23 protein-coding genes are annotated in these 25,136 nt (G+C 71.6%); 8 read left to right on the forward strand and 15 right to left on the reverse strand.

Annotation, left to right across the window (positions count from 1 at the left end; translation table 11 throughout):
* Positions 1–35: 35 nt before the first annotated feature.
* A complete protein-coding gene (locus PSH03_RS02310; RefSeq protein WP_210784652.1) occupies positions 36–674 on the reverse strand; it encodes a response regulator in 639 nt (212 codons plus the stop codon).
* The gene (locus PSH03_RS02315) at positions 671–1,870 is read right to left on the reverse strand and encodes a sensor histidine kinase (protein ID WP_238688101.1); all 1,200 of its coding nucleotides are present in this window, start codon (positions 1,868–1,870) and stop codon (positions 671–673) included. Before PSH03_RS02315 ends, PSH03_RS02310 begins: the two co-directional genes overlap by 4 nt.
* A gap of 146 nt (positions 1,871–2,016) precedes the next feature.
* Between PSH03_RS02315 and PSH03_RS02320 the strand changes: the two genes are divergently transcribed.
* Complete coding sequence (locus PSH03_RS02320) at positions 2,017–2,775, forward strand: ABC transporter ATP-binding protein (RefSeq protein ID WP_238688102.1); 759 nt, start codon at positions 2,017–2,019, stop codon at positions 2,773–2,775.
* A gap of 8 nt (positions 2,776–2,783) precedes the next feature.
* Positions 2,784–5,303, forward strand: coding sequence for an ABC transporter permease (locus tag PSH03_RS02325; protein ID WP_238688103.1), 2,520 nt, complete (start codon positions 2,784–2,786; stop codon positions 5,301–5,303).
* Between the two features lie 52 nt (positions 5,304–5,355).
* Here the strand turns inward: PSH03_RS02325 and PSH03_RS02330 are convergent, their stop codons facing one another.
* Positions 5,356–6,966, reverse strand: coding sequence for a ricin-type beta-trefoil lectin domain protein (locus PSH03_RS02330; protein ID WP_238688104.1), 1,611 nt, complete (start codon positions 6,964–6,966; stop codon positions 5,356–5,358).
* Positions 6,967–7,062: 96 nt separating this feature from the next.
* Positions 7,063–7,485: a DUF2000 domain-containing protein gene (locus PSH03_RS02335; RefSeq protein WP_210784656.1), complete on the reverse strand. Its 423-nt coding sequence runs from the start codon at positions 7,483–7,485 to the stop codon at positions 7,063–7,065.
* A 50-nt stretch (positions 7,486–7,535) separates the two neighbouring features.
* Between PSH03_RS02335 and PSH03_RS02340 the strand changes: the two genes are divergently transcribed.
* Positions 7,536–8,339 (forward strand): helix-turn-helix transcriptional regulator, encoded by an 804-nt coding sequence (locus PSH03_RS02340; RefSeq protein ID WP_210784657.1) that lies wholly within the window; start codon positions 7,536–7,538, stop codon positions 8,337–8,339.
* Positions 8,340–8,345: 6 nt separating this feature from the next.
* On the opposite strand, the gene PSH03_RS02345 is transcribed toward PSH03_RS02340, so the two are convergent.
* The 7 genes from PSH03_RS02345 to PSH03_RS02375 all read right to left on the reverse strand — a co-directional run bounded on the left by PSH03_RS02345 (position 8,346) and on the right by PSH03_RS02375 (position 14,893).
* Positions 8,346–9,179: a helix-turn-helix transcriptional regulator gene (locus PSH03_RS02345; RefSeq protein WP_210784658.1), complete on the reverse strand. Its 834-nt coding sequence runs from the start codon at positions 9,177–9,179 to the stop codon at positions 8,346–8,348.
* Positions 9,180–9,277: 98 nt separating this feature from the next.
* Entirely contained in the window at positions 9,278–10,702 is a 1,425-nt protein-coding gene (locus PSH03_RS02350) for an aldehyde dehydrogenase family protein (RefSeq protein WP_210784659.1), read from the reverse strand.
* A gap of 84 nt (positions 10,703–10,786) precedes the next feature.
* A complete protein-coding gene (locus tag PSH03_RS02355; protein WP_210784660.1) occupies positions 10,787–11,752 on the reverse strand; it encodes a quinone oxidoreductase family protein in 966 nt (321 codons plus the stop codon).
* Entirely contained in the window at positions 11,749–12,111 is a 363-nt protein-coding gene (locus tag PSH03_RS02360) for a hypothetical protein (protein ID WP_210784661.1), read from the reverse strand. The genes PSH03_RS02355 and PSH03_RS02360 overlap by 4 nt, the downstream gene beginning before the upstream one ends.
* A complete protein-coding gene (locus PSH03_RS02365; RefSeq protein WP_210784662.1) occupies positions 12,108–12,971 on the reverse strand; it encodes a DODA-type extradiol aromatic ring-opening family dioxygenase in 864 nt (287 codons plus the stop codon). Before PSH03_RS02365 ends, PSH03_RS02360 begins: the two co-directional genes overlap by 4 nt.
* A 30-nt stretch (positions 12,972–13,001) precedes the next feature.
* Positions 13,002–13,772, reverse strand: coding sequence for a citryl-CoA lyase (locus tag PSH03_RS02370; protein WP_210784663.1), 771 nt, complete (start codon positions 13,770–13,772; stop codon positions 13,002–13,004).
* Positions 13,757–14,893: a CaiB/BaiF CoA transferase family protein gene (locus PSH03_RS02375; RefSeq protein ID WP_238688105.1), complete on the reverse strand. Its 1,137-nt coding sequence runs from the start codon at positions 14,891–14,893 to the stop codon at positions 13,757–13,759. Before PSH03_RS02375 ends, PSH03_RS02370 begins: the two co-directional genes overlap by 16 nt.
* A 196-nt stretch (positions 14,894–15,089) precedes the next feature.
* Between PSH03_RS02375 and PSH03_RS02380 the strand changes: the two genes are divergently transcribed.
* The 5 genes from PSH03_RS02380 to PSH03_RS02400 all read left to right on the forward strand — a co-directional run bounded on the left by PSH03_RS02380 (position 15,090) and on the right by PSH03_RS02400 (position 21,481).
* Positions 15,090–16,526 (forward strand): amidohydrolase family protein, encoded by a 1,437-nt coding sequence (locus PSH03_RS02380; protein ID WP_210784665.1) that lies wholly within the window; start codon positions 15,090–15,092, stop codon positions 16,524–16,526.
* Positions 16,527–16,530: 4 nt separating this feature from the next.
* Positions 16,531–17,334 (forward strand): IclR family transcriptional regulator domain-containing protein, encoded by an 804-nt coding sequence (locus PSH03_RS02385; protein WP_210784666.1) that lies wholly within the window; start codon positions 16,531–16,533, stop codon positions 17,332–17,334.
* A gap of 78 nt (positions 17,335–17,412) precedes the next feature.
* Positions 17,413–17,988 carry a DinB family protein gene (locus PSH03_RS02390; RefSeq protein ID WP_238688106.1) on the forward strand — a complete coding sequence of 192 codons (576 nt, stop codon included), beginning with the start codon at positions 17,413–17,415 and terminating at the stop codon, positions 17,986–17,988.
* Between the two features lie 108 nt (positions 17,989–18,096).
* Positions 18,097–19,347: an HNH endonuclease signature motif containing protein gene (locus PSH03_RS02395; protein ID WP_210784668.1), complete on the forward strand. Its 1,251-nt coding sequence runs from the start codon at positions 18,097–18,099 to the stop codon at positions 19,345–19,347.
* 553 nt (positions 19,348–19,900) lie between these two features.
* The gene (locus PSH03_RS02400; protein WP_210784669.1) at positions 19,901–21,481 is read left to right on the forward strand and encodes a DHA2 family efflux MFS transporter permease subunit; all 1,581 of its coding nucleotides are present in this window, start codon (positions 19,901–19,903) and stop codon (positions 21,479–21,481) included.
* 53 nt (positions 21,482–21,534) lie between these two features.
* On the opposite strand, the gene PSH03_RS02405 is transcribed toward PSH03_RS02400, so the two are convergent.
* The 4 genes from PSH03_RS02405 to PSH03_RS02420 all read right to left on the reverse strand — a co-directional run bounded on the left by PSH03_RS02405 (position 21,535) and on the right by PSH03_RS02420 (position 25,104).
* A complete protein-coding gene (locus tag PSH03_RS02405) occupies positions 21,535–21,996 on the reverse strand; it encodes a DUF5709 domain-containing protein (protein WP_210784670.1) in 462 nt (153 codons plus the stop codon).
* Between the two features lie 121 nt (positions 21,997–22,117).
* Positions 22,118–23,002 (reverse strand): alpha/beta fold hydrolase, encoded by an 885-nt coding sequence (locus tag PSH03_RS02410; protein ID WP_238688107.1) that lies wholly within the window; start codon positions 23,000–23,002, stop codon positions 22,118–22,120.
* A gap of 114 nt (positions 23,003–23,116) precedes the next feature.
* Entirely contained in the window at positions 23,117–24,040 is a 924-nt protein-coding gene (locus PSH03_RS02415; RefSeq protein WP_238688108.1) for an RNA polymerase sigma factor, read from the reverse strand.
* A 95-nt stretch (positions 24,041–24,135) separates the two neighbouring features.
* Positions 24,136–25,104: a helix-turn-helix transcriptional regulator gene (locus PSH03_RS02420; protein WP_210784673.1), complete on the reverse strand. Its 969-nt coding sequence runs from the start codon at positions 25,102–25,104 to the stop codon at positions 24,136–24,138.
* Positions 25,105–25,136: the final 32 nt, after the last annotated feature.

Below are 25,136 nucleotides of genomic sequence, written 5' to 3' on the forward strand. Positions count from 1 at the left end.
CGCCGCCCGCGAGCCGCCGCCCACCAGAGCCCGATCTAGCCGACGAGGCGGCGTTCCCACGCCCAGGCGGCGATCTCGACCCGGTTGCGGGCCTTGAGCTTCATCTGCACGCTCGCCAGGTGGGTCTTGACAGTGCCCACGGCGATGAAGAGCTGGGTGGCGATCTCGGCGTTGGTCAGGCCGCGGGCGACGAGCTTCACGACGTCGAGTTCCCGGGGCGACAGGCCACCGTCGTCGCGCGCCGGAGCCGGCGAGCTGAGGTGCGCCAACAGCCGTACCGTGATCGAGGGGCTGATCAGCGCGTCGCCGGACACGGCCGCGCGGACCGCCTCCACCAGCAGGGCCGGGCCGGAATCCTTGAGCAGAAAGCCGCACGCGCCGTTGGAGAGCGCGGTGTGCACGTACTCGTCGAGGTCGAAGGTCGTCACGACGACCACTCGGATCGGGTCGGCGACGCCCGGCCCCGCGAGCAGCCGCAGTGCCTCAAGACCGTCGAGGCGGGGCATCCGGATGTCCAGCAGCACCACGTCCGGGCGCAGTCGTCGGGCCAGTTCGACGGCCTGGACGCCGTCGGCGGCCTCGCCGACCACCTCCATGTCCGACTGGGCTCCAATGATCATGCCGAAGCCGGTCCGGACCATGGCCTGGTCGTCGGCGATCAGCACCCGGATCACCGCGTCACCGCCACCTGGAGCGGGAACGCCGCGTCGAGCACCCAGCCACCGGCGACGCCGGGCCCGGCGGTGATCGTGCCGCCGAGGGCGCGTACCCGCTCGGTGAGGCCGATCAGGCCGAAGCCGTGCCCCCGGGCCGGCGCGGTCCGCGGCGACGCGCCGTCGTCGGCGACGCGGACCAGCAGCCAGTCCGGGGTACGCCGCACGGCCACGGTCACGGACCGCGCGTCCGGCGCGTGCTGGCGGGTGTTGGTGAGCCCCTCCATCACCACCCGGTACGCCGACGTCGAGACCTCCACCGGCAGCCCGTTCAGGTCGCCGTCGACGTGCAGTCGTGCCGGCGCGTTCGCCGCGCCGTTGAACCCGGTCAGCAGCGGCTCCAGTTCGGTCAACCCGGCCAGTGGAGCCAGCGGCGCGTCCGGCGGGGCGTCCGGGTTGCGCAGGATGCCGACCATCCGCCGCATCGAAGCCATCGTCTCCGCGCCGGCCCGCTCGATCTGCTCCAGGGCGACGATCACCCGTCGCGGGTCCTGCTCGGCGACGAACCGGGCACCCTGTGCCTGCACCACGATGCCGGTGACGTGGTGGGCGATGAAGTCGTGCAGATCCCGGGCGAACTCGGCACGTTGCTCGGCCCGGACCAGCGCGATGGCCCGCTCCCGGCCGGCGGCCACGATGCGCAGGTAGAGCCCCACCCCGGCGGCGCCGGCCGCGGCCAGCACCTGGAGCAGGCCGAAGATCACCAACAGGCTCTCGGTGCCGACGCGCAGCGGCATCGCGGCGACGGCGAGCCCGGCGGCCACCGCGGCCCACGGGGCGAGCCGCGGCGCGCCCCAGCGGGCCACCACGAAGACCACGCCGATCAGCCCTGCCGACTCGGCGAGCCCCCAGGTGCGGGCGAGCAGGATGCCGCCGCCTCCGGAGAGGAGCACCACCCCTGCGGTCACGGCCAGTGAGGCGGTGGCGAGTGCCAGCGCGGCCAGCGGCAGCCGGCGGGAGCCCAGCCGGTGCACCGGCAGCCACAGCGGCACCGTCGCCACCGCCAACCCCATCGGCACCAGGAGCAGGAGAGTACCGATGCCGGAGTCATCCGCCGTGCTGGCCGCAAAGTCGAAGAGGGCGAGCAGGCCGAAGGCCACCAGCCCGGCCGCCTGGGCCAGGCGTACCCACAGTCGTCGAAGATCCGGCGTGCTCATGGTGACCCAGCGTAGCCAGCCGGGTGGAGGTGGCGGATCGGCCAAAAGGCAGACCCGGCACCGGCGATACCCGGCCCCGGGCCGATGCGAACACCTGCCGGCGGCGGCGACGCTTTCCGGGTCACCACGCAGCCACTGGAGGAACGATGACAACCCACGCCCCGCCGGAGACCAGCCACGCCGCGGTCGCCGCGGTCGACCTGGTGAAGGTGTACGGCAGCGGCGACACCGCCGTCCGTGCCCTGGACGGGGTCTCGGTCGGCTTCGGCCGGGCCGAGTTCACCGCGATCATGGGCTCGTCCGGGTCCGGCAAGTCGACCCTGATGCACTGCCTCGCCGGCCTCGACACGGCCACCTCCGGTCGCGTCCTGCTCGGCGGTACGGAGCTGACCGGCCAGTCGGACCGGACGCTGACCCGGGTACGCCGGGAGCGGATCGGGTTCGTCTTCCAGTCCTTCAACCTGCTGCCGCAGCTCACCGCCGCACAGAACATCACGCTGCCGCTGGACCTCGCCGGTCGGCAGCCCGACGGTGAACTCCTCGCGCACCTGGTGCGGGTGCTGGGCCTCGGCGATCGCCTGGACCACCGGCCCAGCGAGCTGTCCGGCGGCCAGCAGCAGCGGGTGGCGCTGGCCCGGGCGCTGGTGGCGCGGCCCGAGGTGGTCTTCGCCGACGAGCCGACCGGCAACCTCGACTCCCGCTCCGGCGCGGAGGTGCTCACCATCCTGCGCGACTCGGTGCGCGACCTCGGTCAGACCGTCGTCATGGTCACCCACGACCCGATCGCCGCGGCGTACGCCGACCGGGTGGTGCTGCTCGCCGACGGGCGGCTGGCCGGCGAGATCGACAAGCCGAACCAGGTGTCGGTCACCGACGCCCTGCGTGACCTGGCGGCCCGCCGATGAGGGCGACAGTGTTGCGTACCCAGACGACCGCCGCGGCCCGGCGGCCCGGCCGGCTGATCCTGACCGGCCTGGCGATCCTGGTCGCGTCGTTCGTCGTCTTCGGCACCGTGCTGGTGCAGCAGATCACCGAACGGACCGTGCGGGACAACCTCAGCGGCACCCCGTCCGTCACCGACCTGGTGATCGGCAACGTCGACGTGCCGCCACCCACAGTGATCGACGTGCGGCAGATCCGGGCCGTGCCGGGGGTGGCCGAGGCGGTGGCCCGGGTCTCGACCGGGGTCTCCATCGGCGAGGGGTACCTCAACCTCCAGTCCGATCCGGGCACCGGCCCGCTGAGCACGGTCCGAGTCATCGAGGGCAGCTACCCGGATCAGCCCGGCGAGATCGCGATCACGCCGCGCACCGCCGAACGGCTCGGGCTCTCGGTCGGCACCACCACCAGCGGCACCGGCGGTGAACTCACCACGCCCGCCCCACTCACCGTGACCAGCGTGGTGGAGACCAGCGCCGACGCCGGCTACGACGCGTACGCCCCGGACAGCGCCGTGATCGCCTGGGCGCGCCTGACGACTGTGGAGCGCGTCGACGTGCGGGTGGCGCCCGGCGCCTCGACCGACGCGGTCCGTCAACGGGTGACCGCAGCGGTCGCCGGCCAGCCGATCCGCTCCGGCGCCGAGGTGCGCGAGGCCGAGGCCCAGGCGGCGGCCCAACAGGTCGGGAGACTCTTCATCCTGGTCGGCATGTTCGTCTCCATCGCTGTCGTCGCGGCCGCGCTGGTGGTCACCTCGACCTTCCGCATCGTCTTCGCGCAGCGGATGCGGCAGCTCGCGCTGCTACGGGCGGTCGGTGCGAGTCGGGCCACACTGGTCGCGGCCTTGACCGCCGAGGGAGCCCTGACCGGGCTGGTCGCCGGCGTCGTCGGGGTCGCCAGCGCCCTCACCCTCGGGTACGCGCTGCCGGCGATCCTGCGCACCGCCGGCCACGCGGTCTCCTCGCCGGGCCTGCCACTGGTGGAGGCGGTCACTGTGGTGATCGGCGCCGTCGTGATCACCGTGCTGGCCGTGCTGGCACCGGCGCTGTCGGCCGCCCGGGTCTCCCCGCTGGAGGCACTGCGGGCGGCGAGCGTCACCGCCGGCCGTCGCGGCATCGGCCTGCTGCGTCTGATCTTCGGGCTACTCCTGGCCGTCGGCGCGATCCTGGCGGCGGTCGGGACGATCAACCAGTTGCCGAAGCCGGAGCAGTCGGACTACGACCCGTCGATACCGCTGCTCCTGCTGGTCGGGTCCGGCGCGTTGGCGTTCTTCGCGCTGGTGGCTCTCGGCCCGCTACTGGTGCGCCCGGTGCTGGCCGTTGTGGGTTGGCCGCTGCGCCAGCTCGGGCCGGTCGGGCGGATGTCGGTCGGCGGGATCGGCGGGACGCCGCGCCGCGCCGCCGCGGTCTCCGTCGTGGTCGCCCTGGGCGTGACCCTGATCTCAGGGGTGGTCATCGGCGGCGCGTCCTTGCAGATTCTCGCCGACCGCGAGATGGCGCTCTCGGCCCCTACCGACTTCGAGGTCACCAGCAACGGTGGGACGCTGCCGCCGGCCGTCGTGACCCGGGCCGAGGCGGCACACGGCGCGCTGGCGAATGTGGTGCCGTACCGGATGGTCGGCGACGTCACGCTGCTGCGCGGCGGCGACAAGCTCGGCGACGTCGAGTCCGGTTATCCGACCAGCGACCTGGACCTGGGCGCGTTGCCGAGCACCGGTGCCCTGGACGTGGCCCAGGGCACCCTGGCCGATCGTGGCCCCGGCCGGATCGTGCTCAACAGCTGGGTCGCGCGGGACGCGGGTCTGCGGGCCGGCGACACGGTCACGCTCGCCGTCGCCACCGGCAGTGTCGACGTGCGGGTGGCAGCGGTCCTGCCCGGCGACGGGCCGCTGCACGCCGGCATCCTCGCCGATCCGGCCGACCTGGACCGGCTCGGTGTGCCGGCCGCGTACACCGGTCTGCTGGCCGACGCGGCCGGGGCCGGCGAGGACGGTCGTACCGCCGGCGTGCGGGCGCTGCGGCAGGCGATCGGGGGCAGCGACGGGGTGGGCCTCGCGGTGCTCGCCGACGAACGGGACCGCAACGACGCGTTGGTGCGCACCCTGGTCTGGATCGCTGTCGGTCTGGTCAGCCTGACCGTGCTGATCGCTGTGGTCGGCGTGGGCTCCACGACCGCGCTCTCGGTGGTGGAGCGGGTACGCGAGTCCGGGTTGCTCCGGGCGATCGGGCTGTCCCGGCCCGGTCTGCGCACCATGCTGACCGTCGAGTCCGGCCTGTACGGGGTGATCGGCGCGACCATCGGCCTGGTGCTCGGCATTCCGTACGCCTGGTTGGCGGTCCAGACCCTCGGGATCGAGGCGCCGCTGACCGCGCCGGTGCTGCCGTTGGCCGGGCTCTTCGTGGTGCTGGTCGGGCTGACCGCGCTGGCCGGGGTGCTACCGGCCCGTCGGGCGTCGCGGGTCAGCCCGGTGGAGGCGCTGGGGGCCGACAACTGAGCACCGCCGTGGGGTGACGCCGCGCCTTCGGCGCCACCCCACGGCAGCATGGTCAGTTGGGGTTGTTGGCGTGGGTCAGCGTCTCCCAGGCGACGAAGAGGTTGTTGGTTCCGGCCGGACGTTGTTGCAGCGTGAGGGTCTGGGTGTTGGTCATGACGTTGCCCAGCCGGGTGCTCATCGCGTTGAAGCCGACCTCGGTGATCGGCCCGAGGCCCCGGGTGAGGCTGCCACCGCAGAGCCAGGAGGGCGGCGCCTCGCCGAGCTGGTAGCGCGAGTGGAATCCCAGCGCCTGACGCAGCCGCTCACCGACCTGTGGGTACAGGTCCCGTCCCTGGATCCGGGAGGTCTCCGCGACGTGTGAGATGGCGGAGATCCCGTATCCGGTGTGGACGAAGTCGCGGCAGGTTTCCTGCGCGAGGCCGGCGACGAAGGTGGACTGACCCTGCCAGTAGCCGATGATCTCCGCGCTGGTGTCCAGGCCGCTGCCGGGCATCGTGTACGGCAACGCGCCATCGCTGGGCAGGTAGACGAAGGCCCGGGTGCGGTTGAGGAAGCGGCTGACCGCCGCGTCGTAGGCGGACCGGTCCTCCAGGAAGACCGAGATGCCGACGGCGGCCTCCATCATTGTCAGTTCCCAGTTGCCGTTGCTGTTCGAGCCGTTGCGCACCACCGGCAGGTAGACGTTGCGCAGCATGGTGGCGAAGCGGTTGGCGTTGGGCCAACTCGTGTACGTGTACTTGATGATCTCGGCGGCCCGGGGCCAGACCGAGGCGGCCCAGCCCGTCTGCAGTGGGGCGTTGCTGCCGGTGTGGGCGGTGAGGGTGGCCGACCACGCATCCATGATCTGGATCGACTTCTGCGCGTACCGGGCGTCGCCGGTGACGTACCAGGCGAGCGCGTCGGTGTACGCCGCGATCGCGTCCTCCCGCTCGTCGGTGCAGCCGTTGTTCGGGTTGGAGTAGGAACCGCACTCGACCACCGAACGGGGCGCCGGTGTGCGCGACAGGGAGGCGTACCGGCTGCTCATCATCTGGTTGTAGGCCGCCGCCCACGGCTGTGCGCCGGCCTGCACCCGGCCGCGGACGAAGTCGAGCTGGCCTCGGCTGACCAGCACGCCGGGGTGGGTGAAACCACCGGAGGGCGGTGGTGTGCCGCCGCCGGTCGGCAGCGCCCAGGTCTGGTTGGCGGTGCCGGTGCAGCTCCAGATCTGCAGCGGGGTGCCGTCGGCCGAGCTGGGACCGGTCGCGTCGAGGCACTTGCCCGAGGTCGGGTTGACCAGTTGCCCGGCGCTGGGCGACCACTGCTGCGCTCCGGTGCCGTTGCAGTCGTAGATCTGCACCCGGGCACCGTTGGCGGTGCTGGCGGCGGCGATGTCGAGACACTTGCCCAGCGCTCGGATCGTGCCGTCGTCGGCCACCGTCCACTGTTGCGCGGTGGAGCCGTTGCAGGTGAAGAGCTGCACCGGTGTGTTGTTGGCCGGGTTCGCGGCGGCCACGTCGACGCACTTGCCGCCGTACCCGGTGATGGCGCCGGTCGCGGCTGCGATGGCGGGCGATGCGCCGACGACCAGGCCGGTCGGTACGGCGAGCAGGGCCGCGGCGAGCGCGGAGGTCAGTCTGATGCGGGGGCGGCGGGGCAGGAGCCCGGCCGATCGTCGCGCCATGTGGGGGTCCTTCCGGGGCGGCGAAACAACTGTAAAGTGTGTTAATCATTACAGTCATACACACCGATATCAATGTCTTCGTCGCCACGGATGCCGTTACGGGTGCATGGACGCGCCCTTGAGTACCTTGTCCACCACGTTGCGCGGCGCGTGCAGGGCCAGGCCCACCAGGTCGAGCTTCTCCCGTCCGACCGCCCGAACGGCGGCGCGGTTGTCCCGGTCGTTGCCGGTGGCGAACAACTCGGCGGTGAAGATCGCCAGCCGCAGGCCACGGGCGAGGGCGCGCGAGTGCGCGCCGACCAAGGTTGCCCGGTCCCCGGCGAAGACCAGCACCGGCTGGCCGAACATCGGCAGGTAGCTGGTGCCGTCCGCGTCGCGGTACTCCTCGCCGACCAGCTCCGGCAGCGTGCTCGCGATGCCGCTGACCAGGAAAGCGGTAATGTTCAGCCGTTGCCAGCTCGCCAGGTCGTTGCGGAGCAGTACGGCGATCTTGGTGGGAAAGCGGATCGGTTCGGTCATGGCGTCGAGCCTGCCCGCCCCGACGCCCACCGGTCTTGTACGTTCTTAGCGTGGACACCCGCCCGGCGGGCTCGCACGTCAGCGCGTGGCGACCCGCGGTAGCCGGGGTCGCCGAGGTCTTCCACGCCCATTTCGTCGACCACGCCTACCCCCGGCACATCCACGAGGTGTGGACGCTGTTGATCGTCGACGACGGCGCGGTCCGCTTCGACCTGGACCGGCACCGGCACGGCGCGCTGCGCACGTCGGTCACCCTGCTGCCGCCGTACGTGCCGCACGACGGCAGCTCCGCCACACCCGACGGCTTCCGCAAGCGGGTCCTGTACCTCGACACCTCGGCGCTCGACGCCGAGCTGGTCGGCCGGGCCGTCGACGAGCCGGACCTGGCCGATCCGCAGCTGCGCGACCGGGTCCACCACCTGCACCAGGTGCTCGCCGCACCCGGTGACGAGTTCGAGGCCGAGAGCCGGCTCGCGTTCATCCTGGACCGGCTCCGCCGCCAGCTCCGCCAGCGCTCCCCGGCCGCTGTCCAGCCTCCCGGACGCGGCCTCGCGGTGCGACTACGGGAGCTGCTGGACGCCCGGACCGTCGAGGGCGTCACGCTGGGGGAGGCCGCGGAGCTGCTGCACGCCCACCCGACCCACCTGGTCCGGACGTTCACGCAGGTGCACGGCGTGCCACCGCACACGTACCTGACCGGCCGTCGGGTCGACCTGGCACGTCGCCTGCTCCTCGCCGGGCAGCGGCCCGTCGAGACCGCCGTCGCGGCCGGGTTCTTCGACCAGGCGCACCTGACCCGCCACTTTCGGCGCTACCTGGGCGTCAGCCCGGCCCGCTACCCCCGCCCGAGCTGAGTGGGGTCAGACGCGCTGGCCGCCGATGACGGCGAGCAGGCGCAGCTTCTCGTCACTCGGCGACCCGGGTACGGCGGTGAAGACCAACAGTGTCTGTGACTGGTCGGGATCCACCAGCGTCTGGCAGTGCAACTCCAACGCCCCGACCTCCGGGTGGACGAAGTGCTTGGGCGGGCAGTAGCCGGCGGGCACCGGGTGCTCCCGCCACAGTTGCGCGAACTCCGGGCTCCTGGCCAGCAGGTCGTCGACGAGCGCGGCGGCCCGCGAGCCGCGCCCGTCGCGGCTGTAGGAGGCATGCAGGTGTGCCACGAGGAGTCGACTCTGCGTCTCGTGGTCCTGCACCGGGTGCAGCTGCCGTGCCGTCGGGTCGGTGAACCAGCGGTGGTGCGCGCTGCGCGCCAACCCGCTGTACCGGGTCTCGTCACCGAGCAGGGCGACAGCCGGCGCGGTCTGCGCCAGGGTCTCGCCGAGGTGGTTCACCACCTGGGCGGGAGTGTCGTGCATCCGGTCGAGAATGCGCATCATCCCCGGGTTGACATGGTCGGCCCGGACCGCGCGGTGTGGGACGGCGTGACCGGCGAGCTGGAACAGGTGGTCCCGTTCGGCGAGGGAGAGCCGCAGGCCCCGGGCCAGGGCGGCGAGCATCTGCTCCGACGGGTGCGGCCCGCGCTGCTGCTCCAACCGGCTGTAGTAGTCGGTGGACATTCCGCTCAACGTGGCGACCTCCTCGCGCCGCAGCCCTCCGGTGCGCCGGCGCGGGCCCCGGGGCAACCCGACGTCCTCGGGCTGGAGCGCCTCTCGGCGGGTGCGCAGGAAGCTGGCGAGTTGGGCGCGGTCCACGGTTTCTCCGATCACTGCATGCCGGCTGTCGACCGGCGCATCGAGTGCAACAGGGGAGACCCGGCAGGGTGTTCCGCCTCCCGGGCCGTCCCGTGCCGTCAGCGCTGGATGGACTTGGTCTCAAGGAATTCCTCCAGCCCGAAGCGGCCGAACTCGCGGCCGTTGCCGGAGTGCTTGTAGCCGCCGAACGGGGCGAGCGGGTTCCAGTGGCCGGCGTTCACGTCGACCTGGCCAACGCGCAGCCGCCGGGCGATCGCCAGCGCGTGCTCCGGCTCACCGAAGACGCCGCTGGTCAGGCCGTACAGCGTGCCGTTGGCGATGGCCACGGCCTCCTCCTCGTCGGCGTAGGGGATGATCGTCAGCACCGGGCCGAAGATCTCCTCCTGGGCGATCGCGGAGGCCGGGTCGACGTCGGCGAAGATCGTCGGCTGGACGTAGGCCCCGACGGTCAGCCCCTCGGGCCGCTGCGGGCCGCCGAACACGAGCCGGGCGCCGTCGGTGATGCCCCGCTCGATGTAGCCGACGACCTTCTGCCGGTGGGCCTCGGAGGCCATCGGGCCGATCCGGGTGGCCTCGTCGCCCGGGTCGCCGACGGTGTACTGCTTCGCGGCCTCGACGGCCAACGCCACGGCCTCGTCCTGCCGGGAGGCGGGCACCAGCATCCGCGGCCACGCGCCGCAGACCTGACCGCCGTTGCTGAACGCCATCATGAGACCCCGCTCGACAGCGGCGGGCAGGTCGGCGTCGTCGAGGATGATGTTCGCGCCCTTGCCACCCAGCTCCAGCGCGACCCGCTTGACGGTCGCCGCGGCCACCGCGGAGATCCGCTGCCCCGCCCGGGTGGAGCCGGTGAACGAGATCATGTCGATGTCCGGGTGGGCGGAGATCGCCTCACCGACGGTCGCGCCGGTGCCGTAGACGACGTTGAAGACACCCGCCGGTACGCCGGCCTCGGCGGCGGCCTCGGCGAGGACGCGCGCGGTCAGCGGGGCGTTCTCGGACGGCTTGAAGACCATCGTGTTGCCGGCGAGCAGGGCCGGCGCCAGCTTGGAGACGATCTGCTGAAGCGGGAAGTTCCACGGCGTGATCGCGCCGACCACGCCGATCGGCTCGCGGACGATCAGCGAGTTGCCGACCTCCTCGGCCCAGGCGAAGTCGTCGGCCAGACCGGCGACGGACTCGACCACAGCGGCCGGGAACGCGACCTGGGCGGTGCGGGACATACCGATCGGAGAGCCCATCTCGGCGGTGATCGCCTGGGCGATCTCCTCCGTGCGGGCGGCCAGGCCGGCGCCGAGGCGGCGCAGCACGTCCGCCCGGTGCTGCGGCGTGGTCGCCGACCAGGCCGCAAAGGCGGCTCGGGCGGCGGCGACGGCGCTGTCGACGTCGTCGGCGGTGCCGGCCGGGGTCTCGGCGACGACCTCGCCGGTGGCTGGGTTCACGACGGGAAGGGTGCCGGCGGAGCCGGTGACGGTCTCGCCACCGATCCAGTGGCCGGCGACGGTGTAGGTGGAAGGTGCCATGGACCGACCGTCGCACCGCTGCCGAACCCCAACCAGGTGCGGTTTATCCACGGTTCCGCGATCCCTGGCTGGGGCCCGGCCCCCTCAGAGCGCGAGGACGATCCGGCCGGCTGTGGTGCCGGCGCCCTGCCGGGCCCAGGCGTCCGCGACGGCGTCGAACGGCACTGTCTCGTGGTCGACGGTGAGCCGGCCGGCCGCCGCGTGCCCGGCCACCACTGTCAGCGCCGCGGCCCGCTCGCCGGCCGACAACCCGTTGTTCGTGTAGCCGACCATCCGCAGTGCGCCGCTGCGCAGCACGGCGGACTCGATGGGTGCTGTCGCGCCGGCCGCGCTACCCAGGTTGACCAGCCGCCCACCCGGGCGCAGCACCCGCAGCGCCGCCGCTGCCGGGACACCGAAGACCGGGTCGAGGACGAGGTCGACCGGCCCGTCGGCGGCGTGGCGCAGCCGGTCGGCCACCGACACGACATCGTCGTCGGGGAGCAGCGGGACCGAGACGGCGGCACCGAGCTTCTCGGCTCGGGCCCGCGCTGCGGCGGACCGGGCGACGGCGATGACCCGGCGGGCGCCGCCGAGCAGGGCGAGCTGGACGGCGGCCTGACCGACCACACCCCCGGCGCCGAGCACGATGACCTGTTCGCCGGCCGCCAGGCCGCCGGCGTGGGTCAGCGCCGCGTGCGCGGCGACCGCGGAGAGGCCGAGGGCCGCGAGCAGGGTCAGCGGTACGCCGGCCGGCAGCGCCACCACGTCGACGGTGGGGACTGTGACAGTGGTCGCCATGCTGCCGTCGACACCGGAGCGCATCCCGGCCGACGTGCCGAACCAGACCGCTGTGCCGTCGGCGAGCCGACCGACCCCCTGCACACCCGGCACGTACGGGGTGCTCGGCGGCCCGAAGTAGCTGGTGCCGCTGGCGCAGAGCACGTCCAGCGGGGTGATCGGCACGGCCTCGACGGTGACCGCCACCGCGCCGTCGGCCGGCACCGGCGCCGGCCGCTCGGCGATCGTCGGTGCGACGCCGCAGGTGGTGAGCACTGCCGCGCGGATCACGTCGCGATGTCCGGGTAGGGCATCGAGAAGTGGGCCAGCCGCGCGCCGTACGACTTCTGGTATTCCAGCGGCTCGGTGTTGTCCCGCTCGAAGAGGGCGATGAAGAGGGTCAGGGTGAGGAACGGGTGCGCGCCCAGCTCGAAGAGCTTCACGTGGTCGTGGGTGGCCAACGCCTCGCGTTCCACGTCGTCGAAGCGCAGCCAGGTGCTCGCCTCGCCGGTGTGGCAGTTCAGCACCGTGTTGGCGCACTCGGCCTCCCACCAGGCGACCAGCTCACCCGGCTCGCTGCGGTAGCGCTCGACCAGCTCAGGATCCCGGTCGACCATGAAGAGGAACTTGTTCAGCAGATACTTGCTCACGTCGGCGCTCCGTTCGGGTACCAGGTGAAGTACGCCTCCATGGTGTGGAACAGATCGAGGGTGTCCACGTAGTCGGCCTTCACGCCGGCGCCGGCCACGCCCATCATCAGCATGAAGTCCATGAAGCCGTGGGTGGCGTTGCCCGGTGAGTGCAGGCTGTCCAGGGTGACCTCGCGCAGGCACTCGTCCAGGTCGCCGTTGGCGATCCACTCGACGGCCCGCTGGTCGAACTCCGGGTCCGGGCCGTGCGGGCCGAACTGCCGGGGGCCGCCCAGCTCCAGCGAGAGGTGGCCGGTGCCGATGACCGCCACCCGCAGGTGCGACGGCCACGACTCGACGATGTCGCGGATGCTCTGGCCGAGTTGGACGAAGCGCTTCGGCTGTGGCAGCGGCGGCGCGAAGATGTTCGTGTAGATCGGCACGATCGGCAGGTCGGCTTCGGGCCGCAGCGTGATGATCGGGCAGGTGATGCTGTGGTCGATGCGCAGCTCGTTGCTGAACGCGAGGTCGAAGCCGGCGTCGAGCCCGGCCCGCAGGATGTGGCCGGACAGGTCCTCCTGGCCCTTGAGCAGCATCCGGGGCAGCCCGAACTCGCGCTCCTCGTTGTACCAGTTGGCGTCGTAGTGGGGCGCCTTGCCGACCAGGAACTGCGGCATGTTGTCCAGCCAGAGCTGGTGGAAGTGGTCGGAGCCGACCATCACCAGCACGTCGGGTCGGGCCCGGGTCAACGTTTCCCGGAACGCCAGGATCTTGCGGGTCCACTCGTCGGCGAACGGTGGCCGGTCCTCGCCGGTGGCGGTGCTGGCCCGGTAGTAGAAGGGGTGGTGGGTGGAGGCGATGACCGCGACGATGGAGGCCATTCCCGCTCCTTTCGGGGGTGGAGGAGGAGATCAGGGTTCGTAGACGGCGTTGCGGTCGACGGTGCGGTAGATGTCCATGCCGAGCGGTCGTCGTCGCTCCTCGGCGAGGTGCCCGAGCAGCCCCGCCGCGCGGGCCAGCAGGGCGAAACCGCGCAGCATCTCGACCGGTAGCCCGAGGTCGGCGAGGGCCGCCCCGCAGACTCCGGCGCCGTTGAGTGGCAGGGTGCGGCCGAGCACCTGCGGGTGTACGCGTCCGATCGCCTCGAACAGCCGCAGGTGCGGGCCGTGCGAGCCTTCCTCGGTGGCGATCCTGATCAGCACGGGGGTGCGCGGGTCCTGCTCCTTGTGCACGGGGTGCCCGAGCCCGGGGACCAGTCGACGCTCCCGTTTGGCCCGGGTGACCGCGTCGAGCGCCACCGCGTCGTAGTCGGTCACCTCGCCGGCCTGGGCGAGCGTGTCGGTGAGGAAGCGTCCACAGTCCTCGGTGACGCCGAGGAAGCGGGAGCCGCCGCCGAGTAGGCCGGCGGCGAGTGCGCCCTGCAACGACTCGGGCGCGGACAGGTACGTCAGCCGGGCGGCGATCGCCGTCGGGGTGAAGCCGTGGTCGGCGAGGGCCACCAGCACCGCCTCGAAGACCCGCACCTCACCAGGGGTGGGGCGGCGGCCGGCGACCAGCCAGTACGCCAGCTCGCCGAAGCCCACGGTGCCCATCAGGTCGGCGGCCAGGTCCTGCCCGAGCAGGGAGATGGTGGTCGGGTCGGAGGTGCCGATCCCGGTGGGGAAGCTCAGTTCTTCAGCCATGCGCGGATCTCCTCGCCGTGTTCGTCCAGCCCCGGCGGCGGCAGCTCGTACCGGGCCGGGGTGTCGGAGAAGGTGATGGGGTTGCGGACACCGGGCACGTCTCCGACGGTGACGACCGGGTCGAGCCCCAGCTCCTCGGCGAGCGCCACACCACCGTCGATGGTGTTGATCGGCGCGCACGGGACGCCGGCGGCGAGCAGGTCCCGGAACCACTCGTCCTTGGTCCGCTTGGCGAGGCGTTCGACAAGCAGGGGCCGCAACTGTTCGCGGTTGGCCGTGCGGTCCTGGTTGCGCCCGAAGCGCGGGTCGTCCGGCAGGCCGGGCAGGTCGAGCACCTGGCAGAGCTTGCGGAACTGCCCGTCGTTGCCGGCGATGACGATCAGCTCGCCGTCGGCGGTGGGCAGTGGCTCGTACGGGAAGAGGCTGGGGTGCGCGTTGCCCATCCGGAACGGGACGGTGCCGCCGGCGACGTAGCCGCTGGAGTGGTTGACCAACCCGGACAGGGCGGAGCTGAGCAGGTTGACCTCGACGTGCTGGCCTCGTCCGGTCTCGCCACGGTGGTGCAGCGCGGCGAGGATGCCGATGCTGGCGTGCAGCCCGGCCATCACGTCGAAGACCGAGATGCCGGCCCGGTACGGCGAGCCGTCCGGGTCGCCGGTGAGGCTCATCAGGCCCGAGATGGCCTGCACCATGAGGTCGTAGCCGGGGAAGTCCCTACCGGCGCCGGTGCCGAAGCCGCTGATGCTCGCGTACACGATCTTGTCGTTGGTCGCGGTGACGGTGTCGTAGTCGAGGCCGAACCGGGCGAGGCCACCGGGCCGGAAGTTCTCGATCAGCACGTCGGCGCGGCGGGCCAACTCCTGCGCGGCGGCCAGGTCGTCGGGTTTCCTCAGGTCCAGGGCGACCGACCGCTTGTTGCGGTTGATGCCGAGGTAGTAGGTCGAGACCCCGTCGCGGGTGGGCGGCATCCAGGTGCGGGTGTCGTCGCCACCGGGGCTCTCAACTTTGATCACCTGGGCGCCCAGGTCGGCCAGGAGCATCGTCGCGTACGGCCCGGCGAGGATCCGGGAGAAGTCCGCGACGAGCAGGCCGGCCAGGGGGCCTGTCGAATGCTGCACCATGTTTCCGCCCGTTCTGCGGACACCTGTCCGCCGAGACAGCTTGCGATACCGCACGGTGCGTGTCAACGGTGCGTCTATCGAAAGGGATCGCACTCTTGACACGTTGCGTGACCCGGACCACACTTGCGCCACTCGGGCTGGCCGCACAGCGGACAACAGTCCGGATTCCCCTCGTACTCCGAAAGGAGGGTGGCGAATGAGCGCAACTGACCGGCCGGTGGTCTTCCGTAACGGCCTGGTTCTCACCATGGACGACGCGCGCACGGTGCTGCCCGGCGCCGACGTGCTGGTCATCGGCGGCCGGATCGCGCAGGTCGGCGTCGGCCTCACCGCACCCGACGACGCCCTGGAGATCGACGCCACCGACGGCATCCTCATGCCCGGCATGGTCGACACCCACCGGCACCTGTGGCAGACCGCGATGCGCGGGTACGGCGCCGACTGGACCCTGACCCAGTACTTCGTCTGGTACTACCTCGAGTCGGGCAAGCTGTTCCGGCCCGAGGACGTCTACGCCGGCAACCTGCTCGGCGCGATCGAGGCGATCGACGCCGGCGTCACCACCACTGTCGACTGGTCACACGGGTTGCAGACACCCGAGCACGCCGACGCCGCCGTGGACGCCCTGGAGGCGGTCGACGGACGGTTCGTGCTCGCCTACGGCAACATCCAGCAGGGGCCGTGGGAGTGGGCCACCTCGCCGGAGTTCCGCGACTTCCACCGCCGCCGCATCGACGGTGGCAAGCTGGCCGGCTTCCAGTTGGCGTTCGACGTCACCGGCGACCCCGCCTTTCCGGAACGGGCCGCGTTCGAGGTGGCCCGGGAGTTGGGCGTCGCGGTGACCACCCACGCGGGCGTGTGGGGCGCCACCAACGACGACGGCATCCGGCTCATGCACGAGAACGGCTTCATGAACCCGTCGACCGTGTACGTGCACGCGGCGACGCTCACCCAGGACTCGTACAACCGGATCGCCGCGACCGGCGGCTCGGTCTCCGTCTCGACCGAGAGTGAGCAGAGCGCCGGCCAGGGTTACCCACCCACCTGGCAGTTGCGCCACCACGACATCCCGGTGTCACTGTCGATGGACACCAGCGTGTGGTGGAGCGGCGACCTCTTCTCCGCGATGCGGAGCACGCTCGGAGCCGACCGCTCCCGGGAGCACCTGGAGGCGCACGCCAAGCAGGAGACCATCACCCACTGCCACCTGCGCGCCGAGCAGGTCGTCGAGTGGGCCACCCGAGGCGGCGCCCGCGCGCTCGGCATGGACGCCACCATCGGCGCGCTCACCCCCGGCCGCCAGGCCGACGTCGTCCTGATCAAGAACGACGCCTCGCCGGCGATGTTCCCGATCCTGAACCCGCACGGTCACGTCGTCTTCCAGGCCCAGCGTGCCGATGTGCACACGGTGCTGGTGGGTGGCCGGGTCGTGAAGCGGGACGGTCGCCTCGTCGGCGTCGACCTCGCCGCCGCGCGGGCCAGGGCGGCCGCGACCATCGAGCACCTGCGCGAGACGATGGGGGAGGAGGCGTGGCAGCGGGGAATGAACCCGGACGTCCCCGAGACCGCGATCCTGGAGAACCCGTACCAGTACACCGAGTGGGACGCCGGGTCGGCGCAATGGAAGCATTAAGGACATGAGTGACAACGGAAGGGGCGCCGGGCCCGACTTCATCGAGGCTCTCGCCCGTGGCCTCGACGTCCTGCGCTCCTTCCGTCCCGCCTGCCCCTCGATGACGCTCAGCGAGCTCGCCGCCGCCACCGGCCTGGCCCGCCCCACCGTCCGGCGCATCCTCATCACGCTCGAATCGCTGGGCTACGTCCGCGCGGTCGGCCGCGGCCACACCCTCACCCCGCGCGTCCTGGAGCTGGGGATGGCGTACGTCAACGCGCTGAACATGTGGGACGTCGCCCGGCCGCACATGGAGAAGCTCGTGGCGCAGACCAACGAGTCGACCTCGATGGCCCAGCTCGACGGCAGCGACATCGTCTACGTCGCCCGGGTGGCCGTCCCCAAGATCGTCACCCTGGGCGTCACCATCGGCACCCGCTTTCCGGCATCCGCGACGTCGATGGGCAAGGTGCTGCTCGCGGCCCTCCCACCGGACACGCTGGCGACCGTCCTCGCCGAGCCCAGCCGCTCCGGCATCACGGCGCGCTGGCAGCCCGCGCCGGGTGAGCTCGACGCCGTGCTGCGCGAGGTCCGGGCAAAGGGCTGGGCGCTCGCCGACCAGGACCTGGCGCCGGGGATCCGGTCCGTCGCCACCGGCGTACGCGACGGCGACGGGCGGGTCGTCGCCGCCATCAACGTGACAGTGCACGCCGCCGAGACCTCGCTGGAGACCCTGCGCGAGGAGCACCTTCCGAGGTTGCTGCGCGCGGCCGCCGACATCGGGCACGACTGGGCGCTCACCGCCGCCGTGCCGGTGGTCACCGCCTAGGGCCGCGACCTACTGATCCTGAGCTTCGCGCGTCGTCCGGGACAACGGGGACACCCAACCGGATGCCATAGTGCCGCGATGAAGGCGGATCTGCACAGTTACTTGAAGGGCGGCCGCGAGTCGCTGCTGTGGAAGCTCGACGGGCTCGGCGAATGTGACATCCGGCGTCCGTTGACCCCGACCGCGACCAACTTGCTCGGTCTGGTGAAGCACTCGGCGGCCATGGAGATCCTCTACTTCGGCGTCGTGTTCGGCCGACCGTTCGAGCAGGAGCTGCCCTATGTGGGCGACGGGGCGGAGACCAATGGCGACATGTGGGCGAGCGCTGATGAGACCCGCGAGGAGATCGTCGCACTGTACCGTCGCGCGATCGCCCACGCCGACACCACCATCGATGCCCTTGCACTGCATGAGGTAGGCCACGTGCCATGGTGGGGCGATGCGGCGGTCACGCTGCACCACGTCCTGGTCCACGTCATCGCGGAAACCCAACGGCACGCCGGCCACGCCGACATCGTGCGTGAACTCATCGACGGCACGGCCGGGCTGCTGCCCAGGAACGACAACCTGCCCCCCGTGGACGAGTCATGGTGGCTGGACCACCGCCAGCGAGTGGAGCAGGCTGCCCTCGACGCCAGCAAGCGCAGCAACTAGCTCTCTGCCGGTCATGGCGGCCAGGTCACCGGCTTGCCGCCTGGGCGGGGCTGGCGTGGATCGATCATGATGACTGAAAGTGTCGTACGCCTGTTCTAGATTCGGGTCGTGGTCGAAGAGTTGACGCAGGCAGAGGGCGCCATCGCGGCCTGCGCCGATACGCCCACGTGGGCACGACACGAGGACGAGTTGATCGCCGCACTCGACACCGCGTACCGCATCGAGCAGCGGCTCGCAGCGGTGAAACTGGCTCTGATCCGTGAGCTCGACGGCCGCGGCGTCCCTACCGCGCAGGGCGCCTCCTCCACAGCGGTCTGGCTCCGCGAACGCTTACGCCTCACCATCCCGGCCGCCCGCCGCCTCGTCGACCTCGCCGAGGTTCTGGAAACCGGCAACCCTGGGGTACGCCACGCACTGGCCAATGGCCACATCGCCGTCGACCAGGCCCGGGTCATCGCCGACACGGTCGACAGCGTGCAGACCACCGCCGGTCCCGAGGTTGCCCAGAAGGCCCTCGGCGTGCTCATCGAGTGGGCCGGGCAATTCGATCCCACCCTCTTACGCAAACTCAGCACCCGCATCCTCGCCCACGTCGCACCCGACATCGCCGACGCCGCCGCCCAAGCAGCCCTGGACGCCGAAGCCCGCCGTGCCACCCGCGACCGCCACCTCACCCTCTCCACCCTCAGCGACGGCCGCCTGCGACTCACCGGCATCCTCGACACCGAGACCGCTGGGCTGTTCCGTGCCGCCATCGACCCGCTCAGCGCACCGTCGGGCCCTGACGACCAGCGCTCTCCCGGGCAACGCCGGCACGACGCTCTCAGCGACGTGTGCCGCCTCGCCCTGCGCACCGGCGAGTTGCCCGAGCACAGTGGTGATCCCGCCCAGATCGTCGTCACCACCAGCTACGACGGGTTGACCCGGCAATTGGGCAGCGGTGCCCTCGACTCCGGCCTGCGCCTCACCCCCGAGGCCGTGCGCCGCCTCGCCTGCGACGCCGCCATCCTCCCCGCAGTCCTCAGCGGAGCCGGCCAACCACTCGATCTTGGCCGACAACGTCGTCTCATCACCGGCTCCCTCCGGCGAGCTCTGGTGCTGCGGGACGGGGGCTGCGCCTTCCCGGGCTGCGACCGACCACCGCGCTGGTGCGACGCCCACCACATCAAGCACTGGGCCGACGGCGGCGATACCAGCCTCGCCAACGCCGTCCTGCTCTGCGGCCACCACCACCGGCACCTGCACCACAGCGACTGGGCGGTGCGACTGGCAGGCGACGGCCACCCCGAGTTCGTGCCACCGGCCTGGCTCGACCCCGAACAGGTTCCCCGCCGCAACCACTACCACCGACGGACGTGAGCATCACTAGCACACAACGATCACCCCGGTCAGCAGGCCGTTCGTGGCCAGCCCCACACGCCCCACGGCCAGTGGGCCAATGGAGTGCCCAGCCCAGCACGGCCCCACGCCCGCGGGTCCACCGACGCGGAGGGAGACGCGCAACGCAGGGCCCGGCACGCAGCTCCGCCGCGATCTCGTACCCGACTCCCTCGTTCGTGCCGGGGCCAGCGCGATTCTCGGCTCGACCTCGCCGCTGTGCCGTGGGTGGACGCGCTAACCCTCACGACGGTGATCGCTTGGCCGCCGCACAGCCGACCCCCCGGGCCGCACTGGGCGAAACACCTGGCTCGCGGCTCTGCCGGCTGATTGCCACCCCGACGTCCGGCCACAGTCGCACGGCCGATCGGATACGTGGCCGGGCCGTCACGAAATCCGGCGGCGAATCGTCACAGCTGGCGGTTAGTCTTCCTCCGCGCGCCGTCGTCCTGGCACGTCGCGCCCCGCGCCCGGTTGGCGCGGCATCGCCGCCACCGCCCACCGTCGGCCGGCTCAATCGACTTCAGGAGAGTTAGTGACACAGCAATCCCTCGCGACATCGGACAAACTCGACGCCGCGGTGCTCAAGGTGGCGGGCGTCGTCGTCCTTGGCGCGATCATGTCGATCCTCGACGTAACTGTGGTCAGCGTGGCGCTGCCCACATTCCAGAGCGAGTTCGACGCGTCCTACGCCCGCGTGGCCTGGACCATGACCGCCTACACCCTCGCGCTCGCCACCGTGATCCCGCTCAGCGGGTGGGCGGCGGACCGGTTCGGCACCAAACGGCTCTACATGGTGGCGCTGGCCCTGTTCACGATCGGGTCGGGGCTCTGCGCCATGGCCGACACGATCGGCGAGCTGATCGGCTACCGGGTCCTGCAGGGCCTCGGTGGCGGCATGCTCATGCCGCTGGGCATGACCATCATGACCCGGGCGGCTGGGCCGCACCGGATCGGCCGGCTGATGGCCGTCCTCGGCATCCCGATGCTGCTGGGGCCGATCGGCGGCCCGATCCTCGGTGGTTGGCTGATCGACACCGCGAGCTGGCACTGGATCTTCCTGATCAACCTGCCGATCGGTCTGATCGCCCTGATCTACGCGCAGGTAGCGCTGCCGAAGGACGCGCCCGAGCCGTCAGAGTCGTTCGACTTCGTCGGCATGCTCATGCTCTCGCCGGGCCTCGCGCTCTTCCTCTACGGCGTCTCGTCCCTGCCGGAGGCGGGCACCTTCGCCGAGGCCAAGGTCTGGGCCCCGATGTTGGTCGGCGGCGCGCTGGTGGTGGCGTTCGTGCTCTACTCGTTCAAGCCCCGGCACCCGCTGCTCGACCTGCGGCTGTTCCGCAACCGCAGCCTGACCATCGCGTCGGTGACGATGTTCGTGTTCATCATCGCGTTCATGGGCGCCGGCCTGCTGTTCCCGAGCTACTTCCTGCAGGTGCGCGGTGAGTCGACGCTGGCCGCCGGTCTGCTGATGGCGCCGCAGGGCATCGGCGCGATGATCACCATGCCGATCGCCGGCACGCTGGCCGACCGGGTGCCGATCGGGCGTACCGTCCCGTTCGCGCTGGGTCTCATCGTCGTCGGGTTCTTCGGTTTCACCCAGGTCGACCCGCAGACCTCGTACTGGCTGCTCGGTGGGTCGTTGTTCGTGATGGGTCTGGGCATGGGCGGCACGATGATGCCGATCATGACGTCGGCGCTGCGGACGTTGTCGGCCAACGACGTGGCTCGCGGCTCGACGCTGGTCAACATCCTCCAGCAGATCGGCGGCTCGGTCGGCGCCGCCGTGATGTCGGTGATCCTCACCAACGAGCTGAACGGCTCCCGGCCGATCCCCGGCCTGGTGGACGAGAGCGGCAAGCCGGTCACCGAGGCCGGGCTGGCCATCGCCGCCCAGCAGCGGCCGGAGCTGCTCCAGCAGATGCCGGTCGACCCGTCGATCATCGAGCGTGGGCTGGACTTCGCCGCCAAGTCGTTCGCGACCACGTTCTGGGTCGCGTTCGCGCTGGTCGTGCTCACGATCATCCCGGCGGCGTTCCTGCCGCGCCGACGTCAGCCGGCGCAGCTCGACGACCCGCAGGGCGAGCAGGTCAGGACGCCCGTCGTCATCCACTGACCGACCCCGCCGCGCCCGGCATCCCGTGAGGTGCCGGGCGCGGCGGTTCGGCGTCAGCGCAACGGACCGTCGCCGGGCCCGTCCGGGTCCTCGACCACGTGGACCGCCGCTTCCTCCGCGCTGGCGGCACCCGCGTCGATGCCAGCGTCCCACGCCACCGACTCGGCCTCGTCGTCCTCGCGGACGCCCTCGTCGTAGGCGACGAGACGGCCGGCGCGCGCCTCCGCCTCGTACCCCCGACGGGTCAGCTCGTCCTCGTCGTCGCCACCCTCGGCGTACGGGTCGACATCCGGCACCTCCTGAGCGAGGTGTTGCGCCAGGGACTCGCCCGCGCGTTCCTCGGCCGGCGTGGTGCCGAACCGGTTTGCCGCCGTCCAGTGGTCCTCGGCGATGATGCCGGTGTCGAGGGGGTCGCCGACCCGGTCGTCGTCGAGGGTGTCGGAGGCGTCCAGGACCCCGTCGTCCTCGGCGACGTTCCACTCGTCGACGGAATCCATCCGTTCGGTCTGGCTCACGGCGGTCTCCTCTTCGTCACGGTGCAGCAAAGCGCTCAGCCTATGACCATGCAACGCGTCCGCCCGCCGAGGTCTGCCCGCTGTGACGAACGGACCTCGGGACGGGCGGTGCCACTGTGGGTCACCGCTTCAGCAGCTCCGCCACGGCGTCGGTGAACTCCACCGGCTGCTCGATGTGCGCGAAGTGTCCGCTTCGCTCCAGCGTCACCAGCCGCGAGTCCGGAAGCCCCGCGTGCAACTGCTCGGCCCAGCGAGGGCCACAGATGAAGTCGTACGCCCCGACGATCACCACGACGGGCACGGTGATCTCACCGAGGTTCTCCCGCACGTCGAAGGGCGTGGGGTCCTGCGCGCCGGCCGGCGTCGCCCAGATCCGGACGGCCGCCTGAAACGGGGCGAACTCGTCCTGTCGGCCCCAGAAGTCCGCGAAGTAAACCGGCAGGGCTGCGCGCAGAGCGGCCCCCAACGACTCGTCGTCCGTCGCGCCGCCGATCTGCGCGAAGGCAGCCGGGACCGCTGCCGCCTCCGGCCGGTCCGGGTGCCGCTGCGGGTAGGCGGCGAGGCCGGCCATGGCCTCGCCCCAGAACTCGGCGCCGGTGACGGGCGAGGTGTCGTACAGGGCGAGGCCGGAGATCCGGTCCGGGTGGGCGAGCGCGTACCGCTGGACGACGAAACCGCCGTGCGAGTGCCCGAGGAGGTACACCCGGGGTTCGCCGAGGTGCTCGACGACGGCGTGCAGGAACCGGACATACGTGTCGAGACGGTAGTTGTCGGGGTTGTCGAGCTGCCCCGACGCGCCAGTGCCCACCGGCTCGACGTAGACCATTGTGAAGTGCGTCTCAAGGCTGGGCGTCCGCAGGTAGGCCCACTCGATGCCCGGCCCGCCGGAGTGCGCCACGCAGACCGGACCGGTGCCGGCGACGTGGTAGACCTGCCGAACGCCATCCACTGTGAACGTGTGGGCGCCGGGTGCGAGGGCGCTGACGTCGTGGCTGGTGAAACCCATGAACTATCTCCCGATCCGAGACCCGCGCGGCGTCGGCCGACACGGCGACTGATGCAATGACGCGGACCAGATGCGCGGGTCGGGAGGAAAGTTCGCTCGGTCGGAGAAGTTTTTTCAGACCAGCGCGGGGACGGGATGAAAGAGGGTGAGCTGGCGCACCCGGCCCTCGCGTAGCACCTGCAACCACAGCGCCGCGGGTGGGCAGTGCTCCGGGTCGTCGGGTGGGCTGATCAGGTCGGTTTCCCAGATCAGCACGTCGCCGCTGGCCACCACGTTGCGCAGCCGCTGACGTACCCCGGCGGTCAGGTCGCGGTTCATACCGTTGATGGCCAGGTCACGGCCACCGCGCGGACCGCCCGGCACGATCATCTCGGCGTCCGGCCACCAGCTCTCGTGGACCACCCGCTCGAAGTCGCCGCCCATCGCCGTGGTGATCATGTCTTGGCCCTCCCGCCACCGCGAGTCGTTCGAGGCGGCGACGTCCGGGTGCGCGGCGTCCGCCGCCGTCCGCAGGCCGCCGGCGAGCGCCCGGCGGGCGTGGCTGAGGCGGCTGCGGACGGTGCCGACCGGCACGCCACACACGGCCGCGATCTGCTCGTACGAGGACGCGTCGCTGAAGTACCGCAGCAGGGCGACGAGCCGGTCAGGTTCGGACAGTTGACCGATGGAGTGCCACACCCAGTCGCGCATCGCGGCCCGGTCCAGTGCCTCCTCCGGGGTGGGTGTGTCGGCGGGGCGGGTGAACCACTCGGGTTCGGCGACCGGGACGGCTCTGGGCCCGCGCAACGCCATCCGGCTGTTGTTGCGGACGATGGCCCGCAACCAGGGGCCGACGGCGTTCGGGTCGCGGACCTCGCCGATGCGACGCAGGGCGACGACCATCGTGTCCTGCACCGCGTCCTCGGCGTCCGGCCCGTAACCGAGGACGCTCAGCGCGACGGCCCGCATCGCGGCCTCGTGCCGTGCCAGCAGCGCCCCCAGCGCGGCCGCGTCTCCCGCCTGCGCGAGCACTACCAGCTCCCCGTCGCTCTGCGTCACGCCCAGTTCCTCCCCGAAACGCCTGTTCTGAACGCATATGCTCCATCAAGCGTACGGCGCAGCGGCGTGCCGGTGCCCCGGGCCGGTCGGCCGTCCTACGCTGCGGACGAGCTGGCGGCGCGGGTCGCCCGGGAGCCGATCTGCCGCAGGTGCACGATCAACTCCGGAGGCTCGTGCACCTCCATGTCGCAACCGAGAGTCAGCAGGCGCCACGCCAGCCACTCCAGAGTGTCGGCATTGCTGCGTAACCGGCACGAGGTCGCGTCGATCGGCTCCAGATCGACGCCGGTGCCACCGAGCGGGCCCGCCATCCGCTCGATCGGCGCGTGCAACGTCACCACCGCCCGGTAGACGGGCGTCAGCTCAAGCAGCTTCTCCGTCATGAACGAGGCGGCGTCGGACGCCGGCAGTTGCCGGGCGGCGACCCGGGCCCGGGTGGGCCGCAGGTCGGTGATCCGGTCGAGCCGGAAGATCCGCCAGTCGTCGCGGTCGTTGTCGTAGCCCACCAGATACCAGCGCCGGCCCGCCGACACCAGCTTGTACGGCTCGACGAGCCGCTCGGTGTCCACGCCATCGCGACGGCGGTAGGTGAACCGTAGCTGCTCACGATTGTTGACGGCGGCGGCCAGCGCACTCAGGTGCTCCGGGTCGACAGTCGGTTGGTCCCAGGTGAGCAGTGGTTCGGTGGCCGCCCCCAGCGCGCTGACGCGGTGCCGCAGCCGGGACGGCAGCACCTGTTCGAGCTTCGTCAGCGCCCGCACCGAGGCCTCCTCGATGCCGGCCACCGCGTGACCGGCGGCGGTGCGCAGACCGACAGCGATCGCCACCGCCTCGTCGTCGTCGAGCAGCAGCGGCGGCATCGCCTTGCCGGCGACCAGGCGGTATCCGCCGATCGCGCCCATCGTCGCCTGCACCGGGTAGCCGAGGTCGCGCAGTCGTTCCACGTCGCGGCGGATGGTGCGCAGGCTGACGCCGAGCCGGGTGGCCAGCTCGCTGCCGGGCCACTCGCGGGGCGTCTGCAACAGCGACAGCAGGCCCAGTAGTCGGGCGGGGGTGTCGGACATGATCACAGGATGCCAGCGATGTGTGCCAGAAC

Source organism: Micromonospora salmantinae (assembly GCF_022230905.1).
Lineage (GTDB): Bacteria > Actinomycetota > Actinomycetes > Mycobacteriales > Micromonosporaceae > Micromonospora > Micromonospora salmantinae.